Origin of the sequence: Vreelandella arctica (assembly GCF_037070215.1) — a bacterium.
Classification (GTDB): Bacteria; Pseudomonadota; Gammaproteobacteria; order Pseudomonadales; family Halomonadaceae; genus Vreelandella; species Vreelandella arctica.
On record NZ_JBANSN010000015.1, the window covers coordinates 1 to 20,563 of the forward strand.

General features: G+C 56.5%; 14 protein-coding genes. 1 reads left to right on the forward strand and 13 read right to left on the reverse strand.

All coding sequences use genetic code 11. The features are described from left to right. Nucleotides 1–155 precede the first annotated feature (155 nt). The 8 genes from V8L70_RS14055 to V8L70_RS14090 form a co-directional block, all read right to left on the reverse strand. A protein-coding gene (locus tag V8L70_RS14055; protein WP_336269771.1) for an IS3 family transposase occupies nt 156–1,360 on the reverse strand; the annotation gives its coding sequence in 2 pieces (ribosomal slippage) (nt 156–1,093 and nt 1,093–1,360; 1,206 coding nt in all). Between the two features lie 373 nt (nt 1,361–1,733). Further along, nucleotides 1,734–2,600, reverse strand: coding sequence for a formyltetrahydrofolate deformylase (gene purU, locus V8L70_RS14060; RefSeq protein ID WP_101145554.1), 867 nt, complete (start codon nt 2,598–2,600; stop codon nt 1,734–1,736). A gap of 75 nt (nt 2,601–2,675) precedes the next feature. Then, nucleotides 2,676–3,311 (reverse strand): sarcosine oxidase subunit gamma, encoded by a 636-nt coding sequence (locus V8L70_RS14065; protein WP_101145555.1) that lies wholly within the window; start codon nt 3,309–3,311, stop codon nt 2,676–2,678. Beyond that, nucleotides 3,304–6,354, reverse strand: a complete 3,051-nt coding sequence (locus V8L70_RS14070) for a sarcosine oxidase subunit alpha family protein (RefSeq protein WP_336269776.1) — start codon at nt 6,352–6,354, stop codon at nt 3,304–3,306. Before V8L70_RS14070 ends, V8L70_RS14065 begins: the two co-directional genes overlap by 8 nt. Continuing rightward, nucleotides 6,351–6,692, reverse strand: coding sequence for a sarcosine oxidase subunit delta (locus V8L70_RS14075; protein WP_022521483.1), 342 nt, complete (start codon nt 6,690–6,692; stop codon nt 6,351–6,353). The genes V8L70_RS14070 and V8L70_RS14075 overlap by 4 nt, the downstream gene beginning before the upstream one ends. Nucleotides 6,693–6,716: 24 nt before the next feature. Further along, the gene (locus V8L70_RS14080; RefSeq protein WP_190374422.1) at nt 6,717–7,967 is read right to left on the reverse strand and encodes a sarcosine oxidase subunit beta family protein; all 1,251 of its coding nucleotides are present in this window, start codon (nt 7,965–7,967) and stop codon (nt 6,717–6,719) included. 47 nt (nt 7,968–8,014) lie between these two features. Continuing rightward, nucleotides 8,015–9,328 carry a serine hydroxymethyltransferase gene (gene glyA, locus V8L70_RS14085; RefSeq protein ID WP_336269782.1) on the reverse strand — a complete coding sequence of 438 codons (1,314 nt, stop codon included), beginning with the start codon at nt 9,326–9,328 and terminating at the stop codon, nt 8,015–8,017. Between the two features lie 282 nt (nt 9,329–9,610). Then, nucleotides 9,611–10,717 carry an FAD-binding oxidoreductase gene (locus tag V8L70_RS14090; protein ID WP_027958316.1) on the reverse strand — a complete coding sequence of 369 codons (1,107 nt, stop codon included), beginning with the start codon at nt 10,715–10,717 and terminating at the stop codon, nt 9,611–9,613. Nucleotides 10,718–11,080: 363 nt separating this feature from the next. On the opposite strand from V8L70_RS14090, the gene V8L70_RS14095 reads away from it, so the two are divergent. Continuing rightward, nucleotides 11,081–12,367: an aromatic ring-hydroxylating oxygenase subunit alpha gene (locus V8L70_RS14095; protein ID WP_101145560.1), complete on the forward strand. Its 1,287-nt coding sequence runs from the start codon at nt 11,081–11,083 to the stop codon at nt 12,365–12,367. 64 nt (nt 12,368–12,431) lie between these two features. Here V8L70_RS14095 and fdhF read toward each other — a convergent pair whose 3' ends face one another. The 5 genes from fdhF to V8L70_RS14120 all read right to left on the reverse strand — a co-directional run bounded on the left by fdhF (nt 12,432) and on the right by V8L70_RS14120 (nt 20,558). Then, the gene (fdhF, locus tag V8L70_RS14100) at nt 12,432–15,287 is read right to left on the reverse strand and encodes a formate dehydrogenase subunit alpha (protein WP_431313225.1); all 2,856 of its coding nucleotides are present in this window, start codon (nt 15,285–15,287) and stop codon (nt 12,432–12,434) included. Between the two features lie 17 nt (nt 15,288–15,304). After that, nucleotides 15,305–17,023 (reverse strand): NADH-ubiquinone oxidoreductase-F iron-sulfur binding region domain-containing protein, encoded by a 1,719-nt coding sequence (locus tag V8L70_RS14105; protein WP_336269785.1) that lies wholly within the window; start codon nt 17,021–17,023, stop codon nt 15,305–15,307. A gap of 179 nt (nt 17,024–17,202) precedes the next feature. After that, the gene (gene fdhA, locus V8L70_RS14110) at nt 17,203–18,393 is read right to left on the reverse strand and encodes a formaldehyde dehydrogenase, glutathione-independent (protein ID WP_035560536.1); all 1,191 of its coding nucleotides are present in this window, start codon (nt 18,391–18,393) and stop codon (nt 17,203–17,205) included. A gap of 409 nt (nt 18,394–18,802) precedes the next feature. Continuing rightward, nucleotides 18,803–19,141, reverse strand: a complete 339-nt coding sequence (locus tag V8L70_RS14115; protein WP_336269786.1) for a P-II family nitrogen regulator — start codon at nt 19,139–19,141, stop codon at nt 18,803–18,805. Between the two features lie 85 nt (nt 19,142–19,226). Continuing rightward, on the reverse strand, nt 19,227–20,558 hold the full coding sequence (locus V8L70_RS14120) for an ammonium transporter (protein WP_336269787.1): 1,332 nt from the start codon (nt 20,556–20,558) through the stop codon (nt 19,227–19,229). Nucleotides 20,559–20,563: the final 5 nt, after the last annotated feature.

The following is a 20,563-nucleotide window of genomic DNA, read 5'->3' on the forward strand; positions in this document are numbered from 1 at the left end:
CACCAATGGCCTTAGCTATCTTTCGCTGGCTAATGCCGGTCTCAAGATAGGCAAAAATTTGGTATCGTTGGATCTGGGTCAGTTGTCGGTATCCCATGCTCTGCTTCACTTTGGTAGGTAAGGCAGAGAGGGTACCGGCGCTGGCCCTCCTGCCTCTACCTTGTGGTCCAAAGTGCTGCGCTTATTCTATGAATCCAGGGTTTATAGTTAACCCAGTATTTTTCCTCTGCCTGATTTGGACTCATACCACCGTTATGTTGGTGAGGCCTAAGCTGGCTGTAATACCCGATTAAATAGTTCACGATATGATGCTGCCCCTGCAAGAATGAGCGATAGCCGTACGTTGGCACCCATTCAACTTTTAAGCTCCTGAAGAACCTCTCCATTGGCGCATTATCCCAGCAGTTCCCACGTCGGCTTAGACTTTGTTTTATCTGACATTTCCAGAGCGTCTGACGGAACTTGCGGCTCGTATAATGACTGCCCTGATCGCTGTGGAACATAACCCCTTTTGGCCGCCCACGACTCTCATAAGCCATTTTTAATGCACTGCTGGTGAGTTCGCTATCGGGTGACAACGACATTGACCAGCCAATCGTTTTCCTAGCAAATAAGTCCATGACAACGGCTAGATAAGCCCAGCGATTGCCAGTCCAGATATACGTGACGTCGCCACACCAAACCTGGTTGGGTGCCTCGACGTTAAACTGTCGCTCTAAGTGGTTCGGTATCTCAACATGCTCATCACCTGTTTTCTTGTAGGTGTGCCCAGGAACTTGGCAGCTAACTAAACCAAGCTTTTCCATTAGGCGGCCAGCGCGATAGCGGCTTAACGGAATATTCTGCCTTGTCGCCATCTCTGCAATGCTGCGCGCACCTGCAGAGCCTTCACTCTCGCGAAATAGTTCTCTGACCTTGGCTATTTCCTTGGCTTTCGTGGCACACACAGGTCTTTTTGAACGTTGTCTCCAGTATTTAAAGCTGCTGCGATGCACGCCAAACACGTCACACAGTTTTTTTACCGGGTAGCTCGTCTTGAGTTTCTCGATTAGCGAGAAGTGTTCAGGGAGTCCGACATCAAGAGAGCGGTAGCCTTTTTTAAGATGCCTTTTTCCATCTCAATGTCACGGATGCGCTTTTCAAGCTCGCGAATCCTGAGCTGATCGGGTGTCATGGGCGTAGCTTTAGGGCTTTGGCCATCACGCTCTTGGCGTAACTGACGAACCCATTTATCCATGCTCGAATACCCCACATTCATGGCTTCAGCCGCTTCTCTAACTGTATAGTTTTGATCAACGACTAGCTGTGCTGCTTCGAGCCGGAATTCAGGGCTAAAGTTACGTTTTGGTCTTGTTGCCATGCTGCCACCTAGTGATGTCTTGGTGCATATTAGCACCTCTAATTAGGTGGCCAAATTCACTATGCCACTACAAAGACACTGATAGGCATTGGCTCACCTTTTGAGATTTAAATAGGAGAAATCAGGCGACGCCTGAGATTTACAGAATCATTAATGTGGCGATAAATACTTTTCATCATCTTTCTTGATAGTTTTTATACTTATCAAACAGCACTGTTAAAAAAACAGCGCTATTAAAACAAACGGACTATTAAGCACGTCAAATAAAGGGTTTCTTAGCACGCTAAAATAAGCCTGTTCCTAGCGATAGCAACCCCATTATAAAAACGCACTTTAAACATCAGCGTTAATTAAATACGTATTATGAAAAGCATTAATTACCAAAAACCACCGTGCGCCCTGAATAGAAAAACACACGGCGTTCTAAGTGATAGCTAATCGCCCTGGCCAACGTTAAGCACTCGATATCACGCCCCTTGGCAACCAGATCCTCAGGATAATGGGTGTGATCCACAGGCTCGACACCTTGGGCAATAATCGGCCCTTCATCAAGGTCATTATTAATATAATGCGCCGTTGCGCCGACCAGCTTAACCCCTTTCTCATACGCTTGGTGATAAGGCTTAGCGCCTTTAAAACCAGGTAGCAAAGAGTGATGAATATTAATCGCCCGCCCTGCTAACAGTTCACACATGGAGGGCGAAAGCACCTGCATGTATCTTGCCAGCACTACCAGTTCCGCATCGGTTTCCGCAATGATGTCGCGTACTCGCGATTCCTGCTGCAATTTCGTCTCGGGGCTGATCGGCAGGTAGTGGTAGGGCAAATCGTGCCATGCTGCCAATGGCTCCAGATCAGGATGATTGGAAATCACCGCTTTGATATCCAGAGGAAGCTGCCCTGTCCGATAACGGTAGAGCAGATCATTCAAGCAGTGATCGGCCTTGGAGACCATAATCACAGTGCCGGTGCGTTTGCCAGGGGCCGTCAATTCGAACTGCATATCGAATTCGCTTGCCCGCGCTGAAAAATCGGTGTGAAAGCGCTCTTCATGAAACTCATCTTGCTCTGGGCGAAACTCGGCGCGAATGAAAAAGCGCCCGCCGAGCCGATCATCGAAAGAGTTGAGTTCAGTGATATAGCACTGCTGCTCTTTTAGAAAGCGGGTGACGACGTCCACCGTTCCCAAGCGACTAGGGCATTGGGCGGCAAGTATCCAGGTATCGCTCATTCGGCTCATAGTGCATGCTTCTCAGTTAGCGGCAGACCGTTGCGGAAGATCATAGCGGCCGGAACAGCGCTCCGGCCTGCCCGCTTATTGTTGTACGTTAATGCCGAATTCTGCCCCGGCATCCAGCAACCAGCGGTAGCAGTAGTCGGCAAAGCTGCGCCGCACCACTAACTCCCAACGCTCGTCACTGGGACGACGAAGAATAGTGGTCGCCTTAGCGAAGACGGTAGTGACACCTTTCCCCACCGGGAAATTGCTGGGGTGAACATCGTAGATCACCGTTTTCATCAATAGCTCTCGGGCTGCTTCGCCGGAAAGCTCTAATAGCGTCTGGCCGCCGCTGACGTCGCTAATCGCGAAGTGGGCACTGCCCAATTGCTCGCGCAGCTTGGTCTCCAGTGGAAACTCTTCGCCACCTGGCACGATGACCAGCCACTCGTCCGGGGAGAGCCACTGGATAGAACGTTCACCGCTGGCATCTTGTACCAACGTCTGGGGTTGCCCAGGCAAGCTGATTCCCAGCACGTCGCGCACCGCCTCGTCGAGCACGATGGCACCACCCCGTAGGATCAAATGCCCAAGCATTGCCCGCTCGCGTAGCTGAAGCCGGCTTGGGCCGCCGGCCTGGGGCGCACCGCTGCGACGATAGCTATAGGCTAACGGGGATTCTACCGGGATAGCGGTATCAGTACGGGTGTCGAAAGTGGCCGCGTTAGACATGCTGGCGCTCTCCCTTGGGGTCGTAGAAAATGGTGCTGACGATTTCAGCCTCATGGGTTTGCCCATCCGCCATGGGCAGGTAAACCGTTTCACCCAACTTCTGATGGCCACCCTTAACCACCGCTAGCGCAAACCCTGAATCCAGAATCGGGCTGTAGTAGCTGGAGGTAACATGCCCCACCATCGGCATAGGAATCGCATGCTTGGGATCAAGCACGATCTGAGCGCCCTCTTCGAGGATCACCTTCGGATCCTTGGGCCGGAGCCCCACCAACTGCTTGCGGTTTTCGCGTTTGGTGTCACTGCGCGTCAGGGCCCGCTTGCCAATCCATGAGTAGGGCTTGTCGTAGCCTACGCACCACTGCATGCCCAGGTCTTCCGGCGTCACGGAGCCGTCGGTTTCCTGACCCACGATGATGAAGCCCTTTTCAGCGCGCAGAACGTGCATGGTTTCGGTGCCATAGGGCGTCAAGCCGTACTTCTCGCCATGCTTGAACAGGGTCTGCCACACATGCATGGCGTAGTTTGCCTGAACGTTGATCTCGAAGGTCAGCTCGCCGGTAAAGGAGATGCGAAAGACCCGTGCAGGCACCCCCGCCACTTTCCCGGATCGCCAATCCATAAACTTAAAGCTATCGCGGTCAAGATCGAGATCACTGATCTCAGCGAGCAGCTTGCGCGCTTCCGGGCCGGTGATCGTCATGGTGGCCCAGTGGTCAGTCACTGAAGAGAAGTAGACATCCAGTTCCGGCCATTCGGTCTGATGCCACAACTCCAGCCACTCGAGGATGGCCGCCGCGCCACCGGTGGTGGTGGTCATCAAAAAGTGATTTTCAGCCAGACAGCTGGTCACGCCGTCATCGGTGACCATGCCATCGTCTTTGCACATCAGGCCGTAGCGGCACTTGCCGACTGCCAGCTTCTCCCACTTGTTGGTGTAAATCCGCGCCAGGAACTCACGCGCATCTGGCCCTTGAATATCGATCTTGCCAAGCGTCGAGGCATCGAGGATACCGACCTTCTCGCGCACGGCCAGACACTCACGAGCCACTGCCTCGTGCATCGTCTCAGTCTTGCCATTCACCTTCTGTGGGTAGTACCAGGGGCGCTTCCACTGGCCGACGTCCTCGAACTCGGCGCCACGCTCCACGTGCCACTGGTGAAGCGCGGTGTAGCGTTCGGGATCGAACAAATCACGGCAGTGGCGACCGACGATGGCGCCGAAGGTCACCGGGGTATAGTTGGGACGGAACACCGTGGTGCCCACCTCGGGAATGGAGCGATTCAAGCAACGGGCGGCAATCGCCATGCCGTTGATGTTGCCCAGCTTGCCCTGATCCGTACCGAAGCCCATCGCGGTATAGCGCTTGATGTGCTCGATGGACTCGAAGCCCTCCCGGGTCGCCAGCTCGATGCCCGCCGCGGTGACGTCGTTCTGTAGGTCGACGAACTGCTTGGGGCCGCGCAGCGTGGGCTTCTCGTGAGGCACCTGGAAGAGCGCCACCGCAGGCCCTTGCTGCAGACGTTCAGCGCTCGGCAGAGTGACCGTCTGAACGGCATGGCCCATGGCGGCCGCTGCCTTGATGCCCGCCTCGACACCTTCCGCCAGCACGTCTCCCAGCGCATAGCAGCCGTTGGCACCGCCACACGCCTGAACGCCCTTCACCAGCCCCGGCACGAAGCCGAGAATATCGTCGCGCCAGGTAGGCCGCGCGCCAGTGTGGGATGCCAAGTGAATCACCGGGCTGTAGCCGCCGGAGCTGGCGATGGTGTCGCAGGCCAACTCCTGAACCGGGCCGGTCACTTTGAAAGCGTCAATATCAATCTTGGCGACCCGCGCTGCAGTAACCCTATTGCTGCCCTTCGCCTCGATAACGGCGCTGCCCGTAATAATCTTGATGCCCTGGGCGCGAGCGGTATCGACCCAATCGCCCACCGGCGCCTCGCGGGCGTCCACGATAGCGACGACCTCACAGCCAGCCTCTTTCCAGTCCAGGGCAGCGCGGTAGCCGTAGTCGTTGCTGGTGGAGAGTACCAGCTTGCGGCCCGGCGCCACACCGTAGCGGCGTATATAGGTCGACACAGCGCCAGCCAACAGATTGCCCGGCACGTCGTTACCCGCATAAACCAGCGGCCGCTCATGAGCGCCCGTAGCTAAAATCACCTGACCAGCGCGCACCCGGTGTAGGCGGGCACGCACTTGACGGTAACCATTGATGACAGGGGCCGTTTCGCCAAGGTGCTCGGTACGCCGCTCATGCAAAGTCACAAAATTGTGATCGTGATAACCGTTGACCGTAGTGCGCGGCAGCAGCGTGACGTTCGCACATCCGGACAATTCTTCAAGCACTTGAGCAACCCACTGATCCGCTGGCTTACCATCCAGGGTTTCGCGGCTATCCAACAGCGAGCCGCCCATCTCTTCTTGCTCATCGGCAACGATGACCCGAGCACCGCTGCGCGCCGCCGCCAGACCCGCCGCCAGACCCGCCGCACCTGCGCCGACGACCAGCACATCGCAGTGCTGATTGAAGTGATCATAGCTGTCAGGATCGGCTTCCATGGGGCTGCGCCCTAAACCAGCGGCTTTACGAATGTACTTCTCGTAGGTCAGCCACATCGACGCTGGGGCCATAAAGGTCTTGTAATAGAACCCCGGTGGCATAAATTGCCCGCACAGCTTGCCAACCAAGCCCATTAGGTCGCGCTGCACGTTCGGCCAGCCGTTGGTGCTACAGGCGGCCAAGCCTTCATATAGCGCCTGCTGGGTGGCGCGTACATTGGGCACCTGGGCCGCTTCACTGCTGCCTAGCTGCACGATGGCATTGGGCTCCTCGGCGCCCGCAGCGACAATGCCGCGGGGCCGCGAGTATTTGAAGCTGCGGTTAACGATATCCACACCGTTAGCTAGCAGCGCCGAAGCCAGGGTATCCCCGGGGTGCCCTTGGTAACGCTGGCCGTTAAAGGTAAAGCTCAACGTGCGGGAGCGATCGATACGGCCGCCCGCGTTAAGGCGGTACACTTGTTGCTTGGACTGGCTCATGCCCGCACTCCTTCTTGTTGGCTTACCGCAGCGCCCTCGCGAGCCTGGCTTTGGCTGTCGGCAGTAATCGACGGCTGCTCGCCCATTTTGTAAGTCTCGAGAATCTCGTAGCTCACGGTGTGACGCGTCACGTTGAAAAACTTGCGGCAACCCACCGCATGCACCCACATTTCATGGTGAACGCCACGAGGGTTGTCACGGAAGAACAGGTAATCCCCCCACTCTTCGTCACTACACGCCTCGGGCTCCTTGGGGCGCTCGATATGCGCCTGGCCCTTGGGGTGGAATTCCTCTTCCTCACGGTGTTCGCCGCAGTAGGGGCAGTAGATATAGAACATGCGAATACTCCTCTCGTATGAACCCTAGTGGGCCACGCCGGCAGCGCCGTGTTCGTCGATCAGCGCACCGCTATGGAAGCGGAACATGGAGAACGGCTCGGCGATGGGGTGCATTTCCCCCTTGGCCAGGCTGGCAGCGAATACATGCCCCGACCCTGGTGTGGCTTTGAAGCCGCCGGTACCCCAGCCGCAGTTGAAGTACAGACCCTTCACCGGCGTTTTAGAGATAATCGGACAGGCATCCGGGCAAGTATCGACGATACCGCCCCACTGACGGTTCATGCGTACCCGAGAGAAGATCGGGAACATTTCAACGATCGCCTGGAGCGTGTGCTCCACGGTGGGATAACTGCCGCGTTGACCATAGCCGTTATAACCGTCGATGCCTGCGCCAATCACCAGGTCGCCCTTGTCGGACTGGCTGATGTAGCCATGCACCTGGTTCGACATCACCACCGTATCGAGAATAGGTTTGATCGGCTCAGAGACTAAGGCTTGCAGCGGATGGGACTCCAACGGCAAGTTAAAGCCGCCCATTTTGGCCAGCACGGAGGAGTTACCGGCAGTCACACAACCGACGGTTTTGGCTTCAATATCGCCACGGTTGGTGTGTACACCGTAGATCTGGCCATCACGAATTTTGAAGCCGGTGACTTCGGTCTGCTGGAGAATATCCACGCCGTGGGCATCGGCACCGCGAGCATAGCCCCAGGCCACGGCATCGTGGCGAGCCACCCCCGCGCGCGGCTGCCAGGAGGCACCCATTACCGGGTAACGCGCGCTTTTGGAGCAGTCCATAATCGGCACTAGCTCCTGCACTCCTTTGGCGTCTAAAACTTCACCGTCAATGCCATTCAGCCGATTGGCATTCACCCGACGCTGGATATCGCGCATGTCCTGCAGGGTATGCCCCAGGTTGAGCACCCCCCGCTGGGAGAACATGACGTTGTAGTTAAGGTCTTGGGAAAGCCCTTCCCACAGTTTCATGGCGTGTTCGTAAAGCGCAGCGGATTCGTCCCATAAGTAGTTGGAACGCACAATGGTGGTATTACGGGCGGTATTACCACCGCCCAGCCAGCCTTTCTCAATCACCGCCACGTTCTTGACGCCGAACTCTTTCGCCAAATAGTAGGCCGTGGCCAAGCCGTGACCGCCACCACCGACGATGATTACATCGTACTGCTTCTTGGGTGTGGGGTTGCGCCACTGGCGCTCCCAGTTCTCGTGGTGGCTCAGCGCGTGCTTGACCAGGCCGAAGCCGGAATAGCGTTGCATAGTGGTCTCCTCAGTTCAGCCGCGCCGGGCCCTGCCGGCAAGCCGATTCAAGCAATGGATTCGACGGCTTCAGCGGCGGACTCAGCGTAGACAGGATGCTGGGCACACACGTCGGTCACTTTGGCTTGCACCTCGGCTTCAATGGAAGCCGTGTCTTTGCCTGCAGCCAGCTCGTCCAGGATGTCGCAAATCCAGTCCGCTAGTTCGCTACACTCCTCAGCATCGAAGCCGCGCGTGGTGACCGCAGGGGTGCCGATACGCAGGCCGGAAGTCACGAAGGGGCTTTGGGGATCATTAGGCACCGTATTCTTATTAACGGTGATATGCGCGCGGCCAAGGGCTGCATCCGCATCTTTACCGGTAATGCCCTGGCGGATAAGCGAAACCAAAAAGAGGTGGTCGTCGGTGCCGCCGGACACCACGTCGTAGCCACGCTCCATAAACACCTTGGCCATGGCCTGAGCGTTATCGATCACCTGCTGCTGGTAGCGCACAAACTCCTGGTTCATGGCTTCCTTAAACGCCACCGCCTTAGCGGCAATAACATGCATCAGCGGGCCGCCCTGCTGGCCCGGAAATACCGCCCCATTGAGCTTCTTGTACAGAGCCTCGTCGCCATGGGCGGAGAGAATCAAGCCACCGCGTGGGCCACGCAGCGTTTTATGGGTGGTGGTGGTGACCACATGAGCGAAGGGAAGCGGGCTTGGATAGAGGCCAGCGGCCACTAAGCCAGCGACGTGGGCCATATCGACCATCAACCAGGCGCCTACCTCATCGGCGATGGCGCGAAAACGGCGCCAATCCACCACGCGAGAGTAAGCGGAGAAACCCGCGATGATCATCTTCGGCTGGTGCTCGCGAGCTAAGCGCTCGACTTCTTCGTAATCGATCTCGCCGGTTTCCGGCTTGAGGCCATACTGCACGGCGTTGTAATGCTTACCCGAAAAGTTGGGTGCAGCACCATGGGTTAAGTGGCCGCCGTGGGCCAGACTCATACCCAATACCGTATCGCCCGGCGATACCAGTGCCATGAACACAGCGGCATTGGCCTGGGCGCCGGAGTGCGGCTGCACATTGGCATAATTGGCACTAAAAAGGTGGCAAGCCCGCTCAATTGCCAAGGCTTCAACCTTGTCAACGAACTCACAGCCACCGTAGTAGCGGCGACCTGGATAGCCTTCTGCATACTTGTTGGTCAGCTGTGTACCTTGCGCTTCCATGACAAGTTTGCTGGTATAATTTTCGGAGGCGATTAATTCAATATGCGCTTCTTGGCGAACCGTTTCTTCAGCAATTGCTTCAGCAAGCAACGTGTCGTAACTGGCCAAACGTGCATTGGGGGAAAAATTATTCTGAAGCATTACCGCCTCCTCATTAGTCACTTTTTTATTAAGTGCTGGATATACTCTTTAATGCTGATAAACCCCGGCCGCTAACCAAAGTCCCTATCAACGCGTTCTTACCGCGATACTATCGTTGGAGTCCGGGCCCAAGATGCTTGCCGACGTCACCACGCGATGTATTTGCGACATCGGCAAGATTTAGCCAATAACACGGCTGACGCCGCCCAAAAAGCAAAGCGCCCTAGACGGGAAGTAACCGTTTAGGGCGCTTAAAACTAGGCAGCAAGGTGCTTGCCGGGGCTAAAAATCGACGATTAAATCCCCCTTCGGCCGACTGCAGCACGACAGGATATAGCCTTCTTCGACATCCTCATCGGTAATGCCGCCGTTATGCTCCATTTCCACTTCTCCCGACTTGAGCTCCACTCGGCAAGTACCGCAAATCCCCATGCCACAAGCTTTGGGGATATGCAGACCCAGCTTGGCTGCCGCCGCATGAACCGTCTCCCCCGGCTGAATACGCACACTTTTCCCTGAAGAGGCAAACTCGATACTAAACAAGTCGCTGGTGTCGACATTTTCGGCATCGACCTCTGCCTGTTCGGCCAGCTCAAGGACATCTTCACGTACCTCAACCGGCGTAGCGCCAAACGACTCCTCATGGTAGTGATCCATGTTGAAGTTGTTGGCACGAAGAATATTTTTGATGGCGTTCATGTAAGGGGTCGGGCCGCAGCAGAATATCTCCCGCTCCATAAAGTCCGGCACAATGAGTTCGAACAGCGGCTGGGTAAGGTAGCCACGGTAGCCGGCCCAGGCCTCGCCGATATCCTCTTTGTTCTCGCAAATAATATGCAGCTTGAACTCGGGAATACGCGAAAACATATGCACCAGTTCACGATGATAAATCACATCGCGAGGGGCACGGGCGCTGTGTATAAATTCAACGTCAACAGCGGCGTTGGTATCAAACAGCCAGCGCGTCATGGACATCAATGGGGTAATGCCCACCCCGCCAGAGAGAAACAACACTTTTTCGGCAGGAAAATCAATGGAATTGAAGTTGCCTACCGGGCCATGCACGACCAGCTCGTCGCCCACTTTTAGGTTCGCATGCAGCCAGTTGGATACCTTGCCCCCTGGCACTTGTTTAACGGTGATTGAAAAGCTGTAAGGGATGGAGGGAGAGCTGGAAATGGTATAGGAGCGCATGATCGGCTGATTATCAATCTCCAGCTCCAGCGTCACGAACTGACCGGGCTTGAAGAAGAACAGCACGGGCTGCTCGGCCATGAAGCAGAACGTGCGCACATCCTGGGTTTCTTGAATCACCTTGACGCAACGCACCTGGTGGCGGCCGTTGGTCCAGGTTTGGGTCGTGACCGGATTGAAAAAATTAGTTGTCATTGTCGCCTCTGCCTGACCAGCCTTCATCACCATGCATCGCCGAACCGTATTTGCGATACGGTCAGCACCTTTGAGCTGCATTTTGGGGACGCGCCTGCCGACCGACTTACCTGACAGCGACTCGCACTTACCTCGTGCCACTCTTTATCGTTTAGAAACCTCTTTTTTCGTCGCCACTACGCCATCTAATGTCGCGGGCAGACAATTGGCAGGCCAGCGCCTGCAACACAATCGGAGCCTGACGTCAGGCCACATTTGAATCAAACGCCAGGTTACGCAACAGAACAACAAGATACGCAATCTTGACTATCGGCCGATTCGCAGCCCTTGAGGGGGGAGCGGAGGTTTACGAGGATACTGGTAATGGAAAAAAATGTTTCTAATCGGATGGATGATCCACTCACTACAGCTCGTGACTCAACGGTTCAGATGCTGCAAGAAAGAGGACGTACCTTTTCGCTTCCACAGCCGTTTTACAACGATGCCCGCCTGTTCGCTCTTGATGTGCAAGAGGTCTTCGAAAAGGAGTGGCTGTTTGCCGGCATGACATGCGAGATCCCTACCAAGGGTAATTTCATGACATTGGATATTGGCAATAATCCCATCGTCATCGTGCGCGGCAGTGAAGGCGCTATTCATGCGTTTCACAATGTTTGCCGCCACCGCGGTTCGCGCCTTTGTGTAAAGGATAAGGGTAAAGTTGCAAAGCTCGTCTGTCCGTATCACCAGTGGACCTATGAACTTGATGGCCGCTTGTTGTTTGCCGGTAGCGATATGGGCACTAACTTCAATCTCGATCAATTTGGCCTCAAACCGGTCAACGTGCATACAGCCGGAGGCTTCATCTTTATCAACCTGAGCGATGAACCGCCTGCGATTGATGATTTTCTGCAAACGCTTGAGCATTACCTTGAGCCGTACCAAATGGACAACGTCAAGGTTGCCGTCGAGTCCAGTATCGTCGAGCAAGCCAACTGGAAGCTGGTGATTGAAAACAACCGCGAGTGTTATCACTGCAACGGCGCTCACCCCGAGTTGCTGAACTCGCTGCAGGAGTTTGATGACACCGACGACCCGCGCGCATCGCCCGCCTACAAAGCGTTGGTGGCCCGCAAACAGGCCGACTGGGATCGGGAGCAGGTTCCCCACCAGTTGACGCGGCTTGGCAGGCGCAACCGCTTGACCCGCACGCCGCTGCTGGATGGCATTGTGTCGATGACGATGGACGGCAAACCGGGCTGTCAGAAGCTGATGGGCCGCTTATCAAACCCTGACATGGGCTCCCTGCGCATTCTGCACCTGCCCAACTCATGGAACCATTTCATGGGCGATCACGCGGTGGTCTTTCGCGTGCTACCGCTTGGCCCGCAGCAAACCGTGGTGACCACCAAGTGGCTGGTTCACAAGGACGCCGTGGAAGGCGTTGACTACGACCCCGAAAAGTTGCGCCGCGTGTGGGATGCGACCAACGACCAGGACCGCCAACTCGCCGAGGAGAACCAGCGTGGCATTAACTCCAAGGCTTACCAACCCGGCCCATATTCCGAGACCTACGAGTTCGGTGTTATCGACTTTATCGACTGGTACGCTGCTCGTATGCTTGAGAATTTAGAACACGATGCGCCGACGCTGCATTTAGCTCAGGGCTGAGGTTTTCAGAATTATCAAAAAACCTGACCCGCTAATGCGGGCCAGGCTGTAGTGGTCAAGTGCTTTAGACAGTTAACGACGCCTCTAGATGGGTAGAGCTGCGGCTCAACCGGCAAGCGGCATACTTGAACTCCGGTATCTTGCCGAACGGGTCCAGCGCCGGGTTGGTCAAGAGATTCGCCGCTGCTTCCCCGTAACAGAAAGGCACGAAGACCATACCCTCGGGCATCCCGGGATCCGTTCTCGCCTTGAGGGTAATGGAGCCTCGTCGAGTGGCGATGGTCAGCTCATCGCCCGGCGCCATCCCCAGCCGGATAAACTCAGCAGGTGCTAAGCTCGCCACGGCTTCCGGCTCCAGGTCGTCGAGCACTTTGGCACGCCGGGTCATGGAGCCGGTATGCCAGTGCTCCAGCTGGCGCCCAGTGGTCAGTACCGTTGGGTAGTCGTTGTCGACCGGCTCATCCGGGGGCAGCGGGCGCGTGGGCGCGAATTTCGCCCGGCCGCTGGCGGTGGGGAAAGCGTCGCTGAAGACCACATCATGCCCCGGTGCGTCTTCCGCTGGGCAGGGGTAGGTCACCGACTGCTCGCGCTCCAAACGCTCCCAGGAAATATGGTCGAGAGAGGCCATGCCTTGCTTCATCTCGGCGAAGACGTCCCGCGGATGCTGGTAGTTCCAACCCAGGCCGAAGCGTTTGGCGATTTCCTGAATGATCCACCAGTCCGGCTTGGCCTGGCCGGGGAGCGGCACCGCCGCACGCCCCAGCTGTACCTGACGATTCGTATTGGTAACCGACCCATCCTTCTCCGGCCAGGCGGAGGCAGGCAGGATGACATCGGCGAACTGGGCGGTCTCGGTGACAAACAGATCCTGTACCACCAGATGCTCCAGCTTGGCCAGGGCGGCCCGCGCATGGGCGAGATCCGGGTCAGACATGGCCGGGTTTTCGCCTTGGATGTACATGCCACGAATAGTGCCTGCGGTAATGGCATCCATGATTTCCACCACGGTGAGGCCGGGCGTGGGATCCAGCTTGGTATTCCACAGCTCTTCAAACGCCGCGCGTACCTGGGCATCGCTGACCGGCTGGTAGTCCGGCATCACCATGGGAATCAGCCCGGCATCTGATGCCCCCTGAACATTGTTTTGCCCCCGCAAAGGATGCAGGCCGGTGCCAGGTCGTCCAGTCTGACCGCAGGCCAACGCCAGCGAAATCAGGCAGCGAGCGTTATCTGTGCCGTGGGTGTGCTGAGAAATGCCCATGCCCCAAAAAATCATTGCCCGCTCGGCGGTTGCATAGAGCCTTGCCACCTCGCGGATGGTGTCGGGCTCGACACCGCACAGGCCGCTCATCGCTTCGGGGGTCATGTCCACCGTGTGCATTTTCAAGGCCTCGAAGCCCTCGGTATGCTCGGCGATATAGGCCGTGTCATAAAGTTCTTCAGTGATGATCACATTGAGAATGGCATTAAATAGGGCCACATCAGCGCCTGGTGAAAAGCGCACGCTCAGGTGGGCATAGGCATCCAGCGCTTGTCCACGGGGGTCGATAATCACGATCTTGGTACCGCGTTTGGCGGCCTGCTTGAAGAAGGTGGCCGCTACCGGATGGTTCACTGCCGGGTTGCACCCGGTAAGAATCACTACATCGGCTTGGCTGGCTTGCATAAAGGAAGCGGTCACCGAGCCTGAGCCAATGCACTCCATCAGCGCCGCCACCGAGCTTGCGTGGCATAAGCGAGTACAGTGATCCACATGGTTGGAGCCAAAGCCGGTACGCACCAGCTTCTGGAATAGCCAGGCTTCTTCATTGGAGCACTTGGCGCTCCCGAACCCGGCCAGGGCATTAGGGCCATGGGCCGCTTTAAGGTTTACAAGCCCACTGGCGGCAATCTCCAGGGCTTCCTCCCAGCTCGCTTCTCGGAAATGGGTCAGGGGCTTGGCGGGGTCGAAGTCCGGGTCGATCCCCTTGGCAACGCCCTCACGACGAATCAGCGGGGTGGTCAGTCGGGAGGGATGGCGCGGATAGTCATAGCCAAAGCGACCCTTGACACACAGCCGGTTCTGGTTGGAGGGGCCGTCGCGGCCTTCCACATAAAGGATTTCGTCGTCCTTGATATGGTAGGTGAGCTGGCAGCCCACTCCGCAGTAGGGGCATACCGAGTCGACCTGGCGGTCGGCCACGGCAGAATCGCCGCGCCCGGCCTCATCCACCAGGGTAGCGGGCATTAGAGCACCGGTGGGGCAAGCCTGAACGCACTCACCACAGGCCACGCAGGTGCTATCCCCCATGGGGTCGTCGAAATCAAACACGATCTTGGACGCCGCCCCGCGATGGGCCAAGCCGATAACATCGTTGACCTGCACTTCGCGGCAGGCGCGCACACACAGGTTGCACTCGATGCAGGCGTCAAGATTGACGCGCATGGCGGAGTGGCTGCTGTCTTGCGCCTGGCTATCCGCCCGGGAAGCCACATGGTGCACGGTGGGTGTTTCGCGCTCGTCGCGCCGGGGTAGCTTGCGGCGCACCGACGTGGCATCAATAGCCAGTTGGTCGGCCATGGCCCAGAAATGGCTGGCACGGTCGGGGCTATCCTCCCGCTCGGGTTGGTCGACCAGCAGCATCTCCATGACCATCTTACGGGCCGTGTGAGCGCGTTCGGAGCTTGCACTATTAACCACCATGCCGGGGGCTGCTTCGCGCAGACAGCTGGCAGCCAGGGTGCGCTCGCCCTCGATTTCCACCATGCAGGCGCGGCAGTTGCCGTCGGCGCGATAGCCGCTGGTGTCCTTGAAACACAGGTGAGGAATGGTCTCGCCGGCGCGCTTGGCCACCTGCCAGAGACTTTCACCGGGGTGGGCGCTGACTTCAACGCCGTCCAGCGTCAGCGTGAAGCTGGTGCCTAGGGCCTGTTCGCTCATGCTCATGTTCATCTCCCCTACCCCTTGACGATGACGTTCTGGGCGGCAAGTTCGCCGCGAAAATCCTTGAGCAGCCCTAGCACCGGGTTGGGGGCCGCCTGGCCCAGCCCACAGATGGAAGCATCAATCATCACCTGGGAGAGCTGCGTCATCAGCTCGGCATCCCATTCGTTGCGCTCAAGCAGCGTGAGCATTTTTTCCGTGCCCACCCGGCAGGGGGTGCACTGGCCACAGGATTCATCGGCAAAGAAGGCCAGCAGATTGGTCGCGACCCCGCGCAGATCGTCCTGATCAGAAAGCACGATCACCGCGGCCGAACCGATAAAACTGCCATGCGCCTGAAGCGTATCGAAGTCGAGGGGGATATCGGCCTTGGCTGCGGGCAGAATACCGCCCGAGGCGCCGCCGGGCAGGTAGGCTGCCAAGCGGTGACCATCGGCCATGCCACCGCCATACTCGTCAATCAGTTCGTTGAGGGTGATGCCCGCAGGCGCCAAATAAACACCGGGCTGTTTGACCCGGCCCGACACCGAGAAGCTACGCAGACCCACGCGGCCGTTACGTCCCTGGCTAGAAAAAGCCTCCGCACCGCGCTGCCAAATCATGGGAATCCAGTAAACGGTCTCGACGTTATTGACCAGCGTTGGACGGTCAAAGAGCCCCTTCTGGGCCACAAACGGAGGACGATGGCGGGGCTTGCCCGGTTTGCCTTCCAGGGACTCGATCATCGCCGACTCTTCGCCGCAGATATAAGCCCCCGCACCACGGCGCAGCACGATATAACCCGGCGCCACCAGACCAGCGGCCTCCAGTTCGCCAATCGCCTCGCGCACTACGCCATGTAAGGCCGGGTACTCATCACGCAGATAGATATACAGCGCCTCGGCGTCTATCGCCCAGGCACTGACCAAGGCCCCCTCAAGAAACTGGTGCGGCGAGCGCTCGAGGTAATAGCGATCCTTAAAGGTACCAGGCTCGCCCTCGTCGGCGTTGATGGCGCAGTAACGGGGGCCCGCCTCCTGGCGCACGAAAGACCACTTCTTGAAGGTAGGAAAACCCGCACCGCCCAGGCCGCGCAGATTAGCCTGCTGCATCACTTCCATCAGCGCTTCTACTGTGACGTCGCCATTTTGGCAGGCTTGGAGCAAGGCCAATCCGCCCTCGCGGCGATAGTCGTCAAGTCGCTGCCAGTCGATGGGGTCGGGGTGAAAGTGCGCCGTCTGGATCACTGAGGCGATGCGTTCCTGGGTGGCGAACAGCACATGATGATGCCCCACCTCGGCCACCGGTGCTGTGTCGCAACGCCCCATGCAGGGCGCCCGCAGCACCCGCACTTGTTCGATATCCACGTTCGCGTCCAGCTGTGCCTTAAGCGCCTCGGCACCGGCTAGTTGGCAGGTCAAGGAGTCACAAACGCGGATGGTCACCGCGGGCGGCGGCAGCTGGTCGTCGTGGATGACGTCGAAGTGCGCATAGAAAGTGGCGGTCTCGTAGATCGCTGCCATGGGCAGGTTCATATAAGCCGCCAGGGCACGCAGTTCCGCCAGCAGCAGATGGCCCCGTGCGTCCTGAATGACATGCAGGTGTTCAATCAGTAGGTCGCGGCGGCGCAGCGTGGCGTCCTGGCGTTCGTCGCCCAGCAGCTCACGTAACCCCTCAAGAAGACGGGGATCAAGTTCACGGCCACGGGGCTTACCGCGGAAGCGGCGCTTGGGGGTCACGGTCTGGACGGTCATTGAATACCCATTATTATCTTGATCGGCTTTATGCCGAATGAACGAAGACGGCACCCCGCGGGGCGCCGTCTAGGGTCGCACTATCCTGCCCTCAGGCAGGGGGCAGGGCTTGTTACTCAGGCCTTGTTGCTCAGTGCTTAAGCCCAGTACTTATTACCCAGTTCTTATTAAATAAGTTATTAAGCCACACTGCCATGGGGGTCAATGACAAATTTCTTGGCAGCACCGCCATCGAAGTCAGCATAGCCTTGGGGCGCCTGGTCCAGGGTGATCATCTGGACATTCACCGCATCAGCAATATTAACCTTACCAAACAGGATCGCCTGCATCAGCGGTCGATGGTACTTCATCACCGGGCACTGGCCGGTGTGAAAGCTATGGGACTTGGCCCAGCCGAGACCAAAGCGCATGCTCAGGGCGCCCTGTTTGGCGGCGTCGTCAGCCGCGCCAGGGTCTTCGGTCACGTAGAGGCCCGGGATGCCGATCTGGCCACCCGCACGGGTCAGCGTCATCGCAGAATTGAGCACAGTGGCGGGCGCTTCTTTACCGTGGTTACAGCCACAGGCATGGGCTTCGAAGCCGACGCAGTCGACAAAGGCATCAACCTCACGTTCGCCGAGAATCACCTCGATCTTATCCGCCATGTCACCGTCCTGGGTCAAATCGATAGTCTCACAACCAAAGCTGCGCGCCTGAGCCAGTCGCTCTTCGATCATATCGCCGACGATCACGCAGGCCGCACCCAACAGCTGAGCGGAAACTGCTGCCGCCAGCCCGACGGGCCCAGCACCGGCAATATAGACGGTGCTACCAGGCCCCACACCGGCGGTCACGCAGCCGTGGAAGCCGGTGGGAAAGATATCGGAGAGCAAAGTCAGATCCTTGATCTTCTCCATGGCCTGATCGGCATCCGGGAATTTCAGCAGGTTAAAGTCGGCGTAAGGAACCATCACGTATTCGGTCTGGCCGCCGACCCAGCCGCCCATATCCACGTAGCCGTAGGCGGCGCCAGGGCGGGCGGGATTGACGTTGAGGCAGATACCGGTGCGGCCTTCCTTGCAGTTGCGGCAACGGCCACAGGCAATATTGAACGGCACCGAGACTAGATCGCCCGGACAGAGGTACTCAACGTCGCGGCCGCACTCGACAACCATGCCGGTAATCTCGTGGCCGAGTACCAAACCCGACGGCGCAGTGGTGCGGCCACGCACCATGTGCTGGTCGCTGCCACAAATGTTGGTGGTCACGACCTTGAGAATCACGCCGTGCTCGCATTTGCGATTGCCTAGAGCGAGCTCAGGATAAGCGATGGACTCAACGGCGACTTCACCCGGCCCCTTGTAGATCACTCCGCGGTTGGCTGCATTCATGGCTGGCTCCTGTGATTATTGTTGTGTTTGTCATGGTTGATGGCGCTTTTCCACCCTAGCCCCTCCGCGTCTTAGGACTTACCCCAAAAAGGCACTCACATATCTATTCGAGACATCCCCGCCAGAATGAATAGATGAAGGTCGCTTTCACGACACCGCCGCCCCGAGACAGGCCCAACAATTCATCGCGTCGGCGATGCCGACACATAGTCGACGCTTAACGAGGGCCACTAAGGAATCCTGATGAACAACAACGACAACCCGGTTTTGTCACCCGGATACTTAACGGCACATCCTGCCTTGTCGCCATCTTTGCGATGCTGCGCGCACTTGCAGAGCCTTCGCTCTCGCGAAAGAGCTTTTTTACCCTGGCTATTCCTTTAACCTTAGTGGCACACTTTCTAAAAATCTATAACGCATCATTATTTTCTTCACCACTCCGTATGCGTATTACTTTAGAAAGAGAGTGTACAAAGATTTTTCCATCGCCAATACTGCCAGAACGAGATGCATTTGTAATAGTTTCAATTGCCTCGTACAAATGCTCATCATTAACACCAACTTCTACTTTTATTTTATTTGTAAAATCCACCTTATACTCAGCTCCTCTGTAAAGCTCAGTATGACCTTTCTGTCTTCCGAATCCTTTAACCTCCGTTACTGTCAATCCTTGAACACCTACTTCAGAAAGCGCTTCTCTAACATCGTCAAGCTTGTAGGGTTGTATAATAGCTACGATCATGTGCATGGTATCACCTTTAAATTAAAGAAAAATTTTATGGTATATAGCCAAGTCAAATTTATTGGAATTGTCTTTGGCTATTGCTTGTTACTCAACTTGCATTTGGTGTTTTATTAAACATTATGTTGCCTGAATCCACTCCGAACTGCTTTCTATTGGCGTCGTGTTCCTGCGTGTTAATCGAAACAAATTCTGGATAGGCATGCATTCCACATTCATGGGCATCCATACCTTCGAATTCATCTTGTTCACTGACACGCAACCCCATCACAACACGGATGGCGAACAACACAATGAGGCTTGCACCAAACATCCAAGCGAAAACAATCACTGTACCCAATAGTTGTGTTCCTAACGTCGCGGCAGGGTTAGTCAACACAACGGCCATAATTCCCCAAATACCTGCGCTGCCGTGCACTGAGATAGCTCCGACAGGATCATCAATCCTGAGACGGTCAAGCCCTAGTACTGAAAATACAACGACGATTCCTCCGACAGCGCCAATCAACATCGCCATACCCGCACTAGGTAGAAGCGGTTCAGCCGTAATGGCAACCAGACCTGCCAAGGCACCATTCATTACCATCGTCATATCCGTCTTGCCGAACATAATCCGGTAAAGCAGAGCTGCCGCCACCATGCCCGACGCTGCTGCAGTGTTGGTGTTCACAAAAATACGTGACACAGCATTCGCATCGTCCAGACTGGCAATTTTCAACATTGACCCACCGTTGAACCCGAACCAGCCCATCCAGAGAATAAACATGCCGAGCATGGCAATGGGTAGATTGGCCCCCGGAATAGCCCTGACCTCACCATGCGGCCCAAACCGGCCTTTACGTGGACCGACCAGCAATACCGCTGCAAGCGCCGCGGCCCCCCCTGCCATGTGAACAACAACGGAACCGGCAAAATCCTGGAAGCCCATTTCATCAAGAAAACCTCCTCCCCATTTCCAGAACCCATTAACGGGGTAAATTACGCCCACCATGAACACGGCAAACACCAAGAACGGCCATAGTTTCATACGCTCGGCAATAGCACCGGAAACAATTGACATAGTCGCTGCTGCAAATACCGCCTGAAAAATAAAGTCGGCCATGGAAGAGTAATAAGGAGCACCATCACCAGCAGAAATATCAGTCAAATTATTATCACTGCCCAACATAAACTCCAACCCAGGAATGACACTACTAATAGGGTTAGCTGGGTACATGACGTTATAACCAATCACCAGATAAACAAGACAAGCAACGGAATACAGCATCGCATTTTTGGTCAGTATTTCGACGGTATTTTTCGACCTGACCAGACCCGACTCCAACATGGCAAATCCACAACCCATGAACATCACAAAGACGGTACAAACCAGAAAATAGAAAGTGTCGAGAGCGTAACTAAGTTCTATCGTTATCTCATTCATATTTT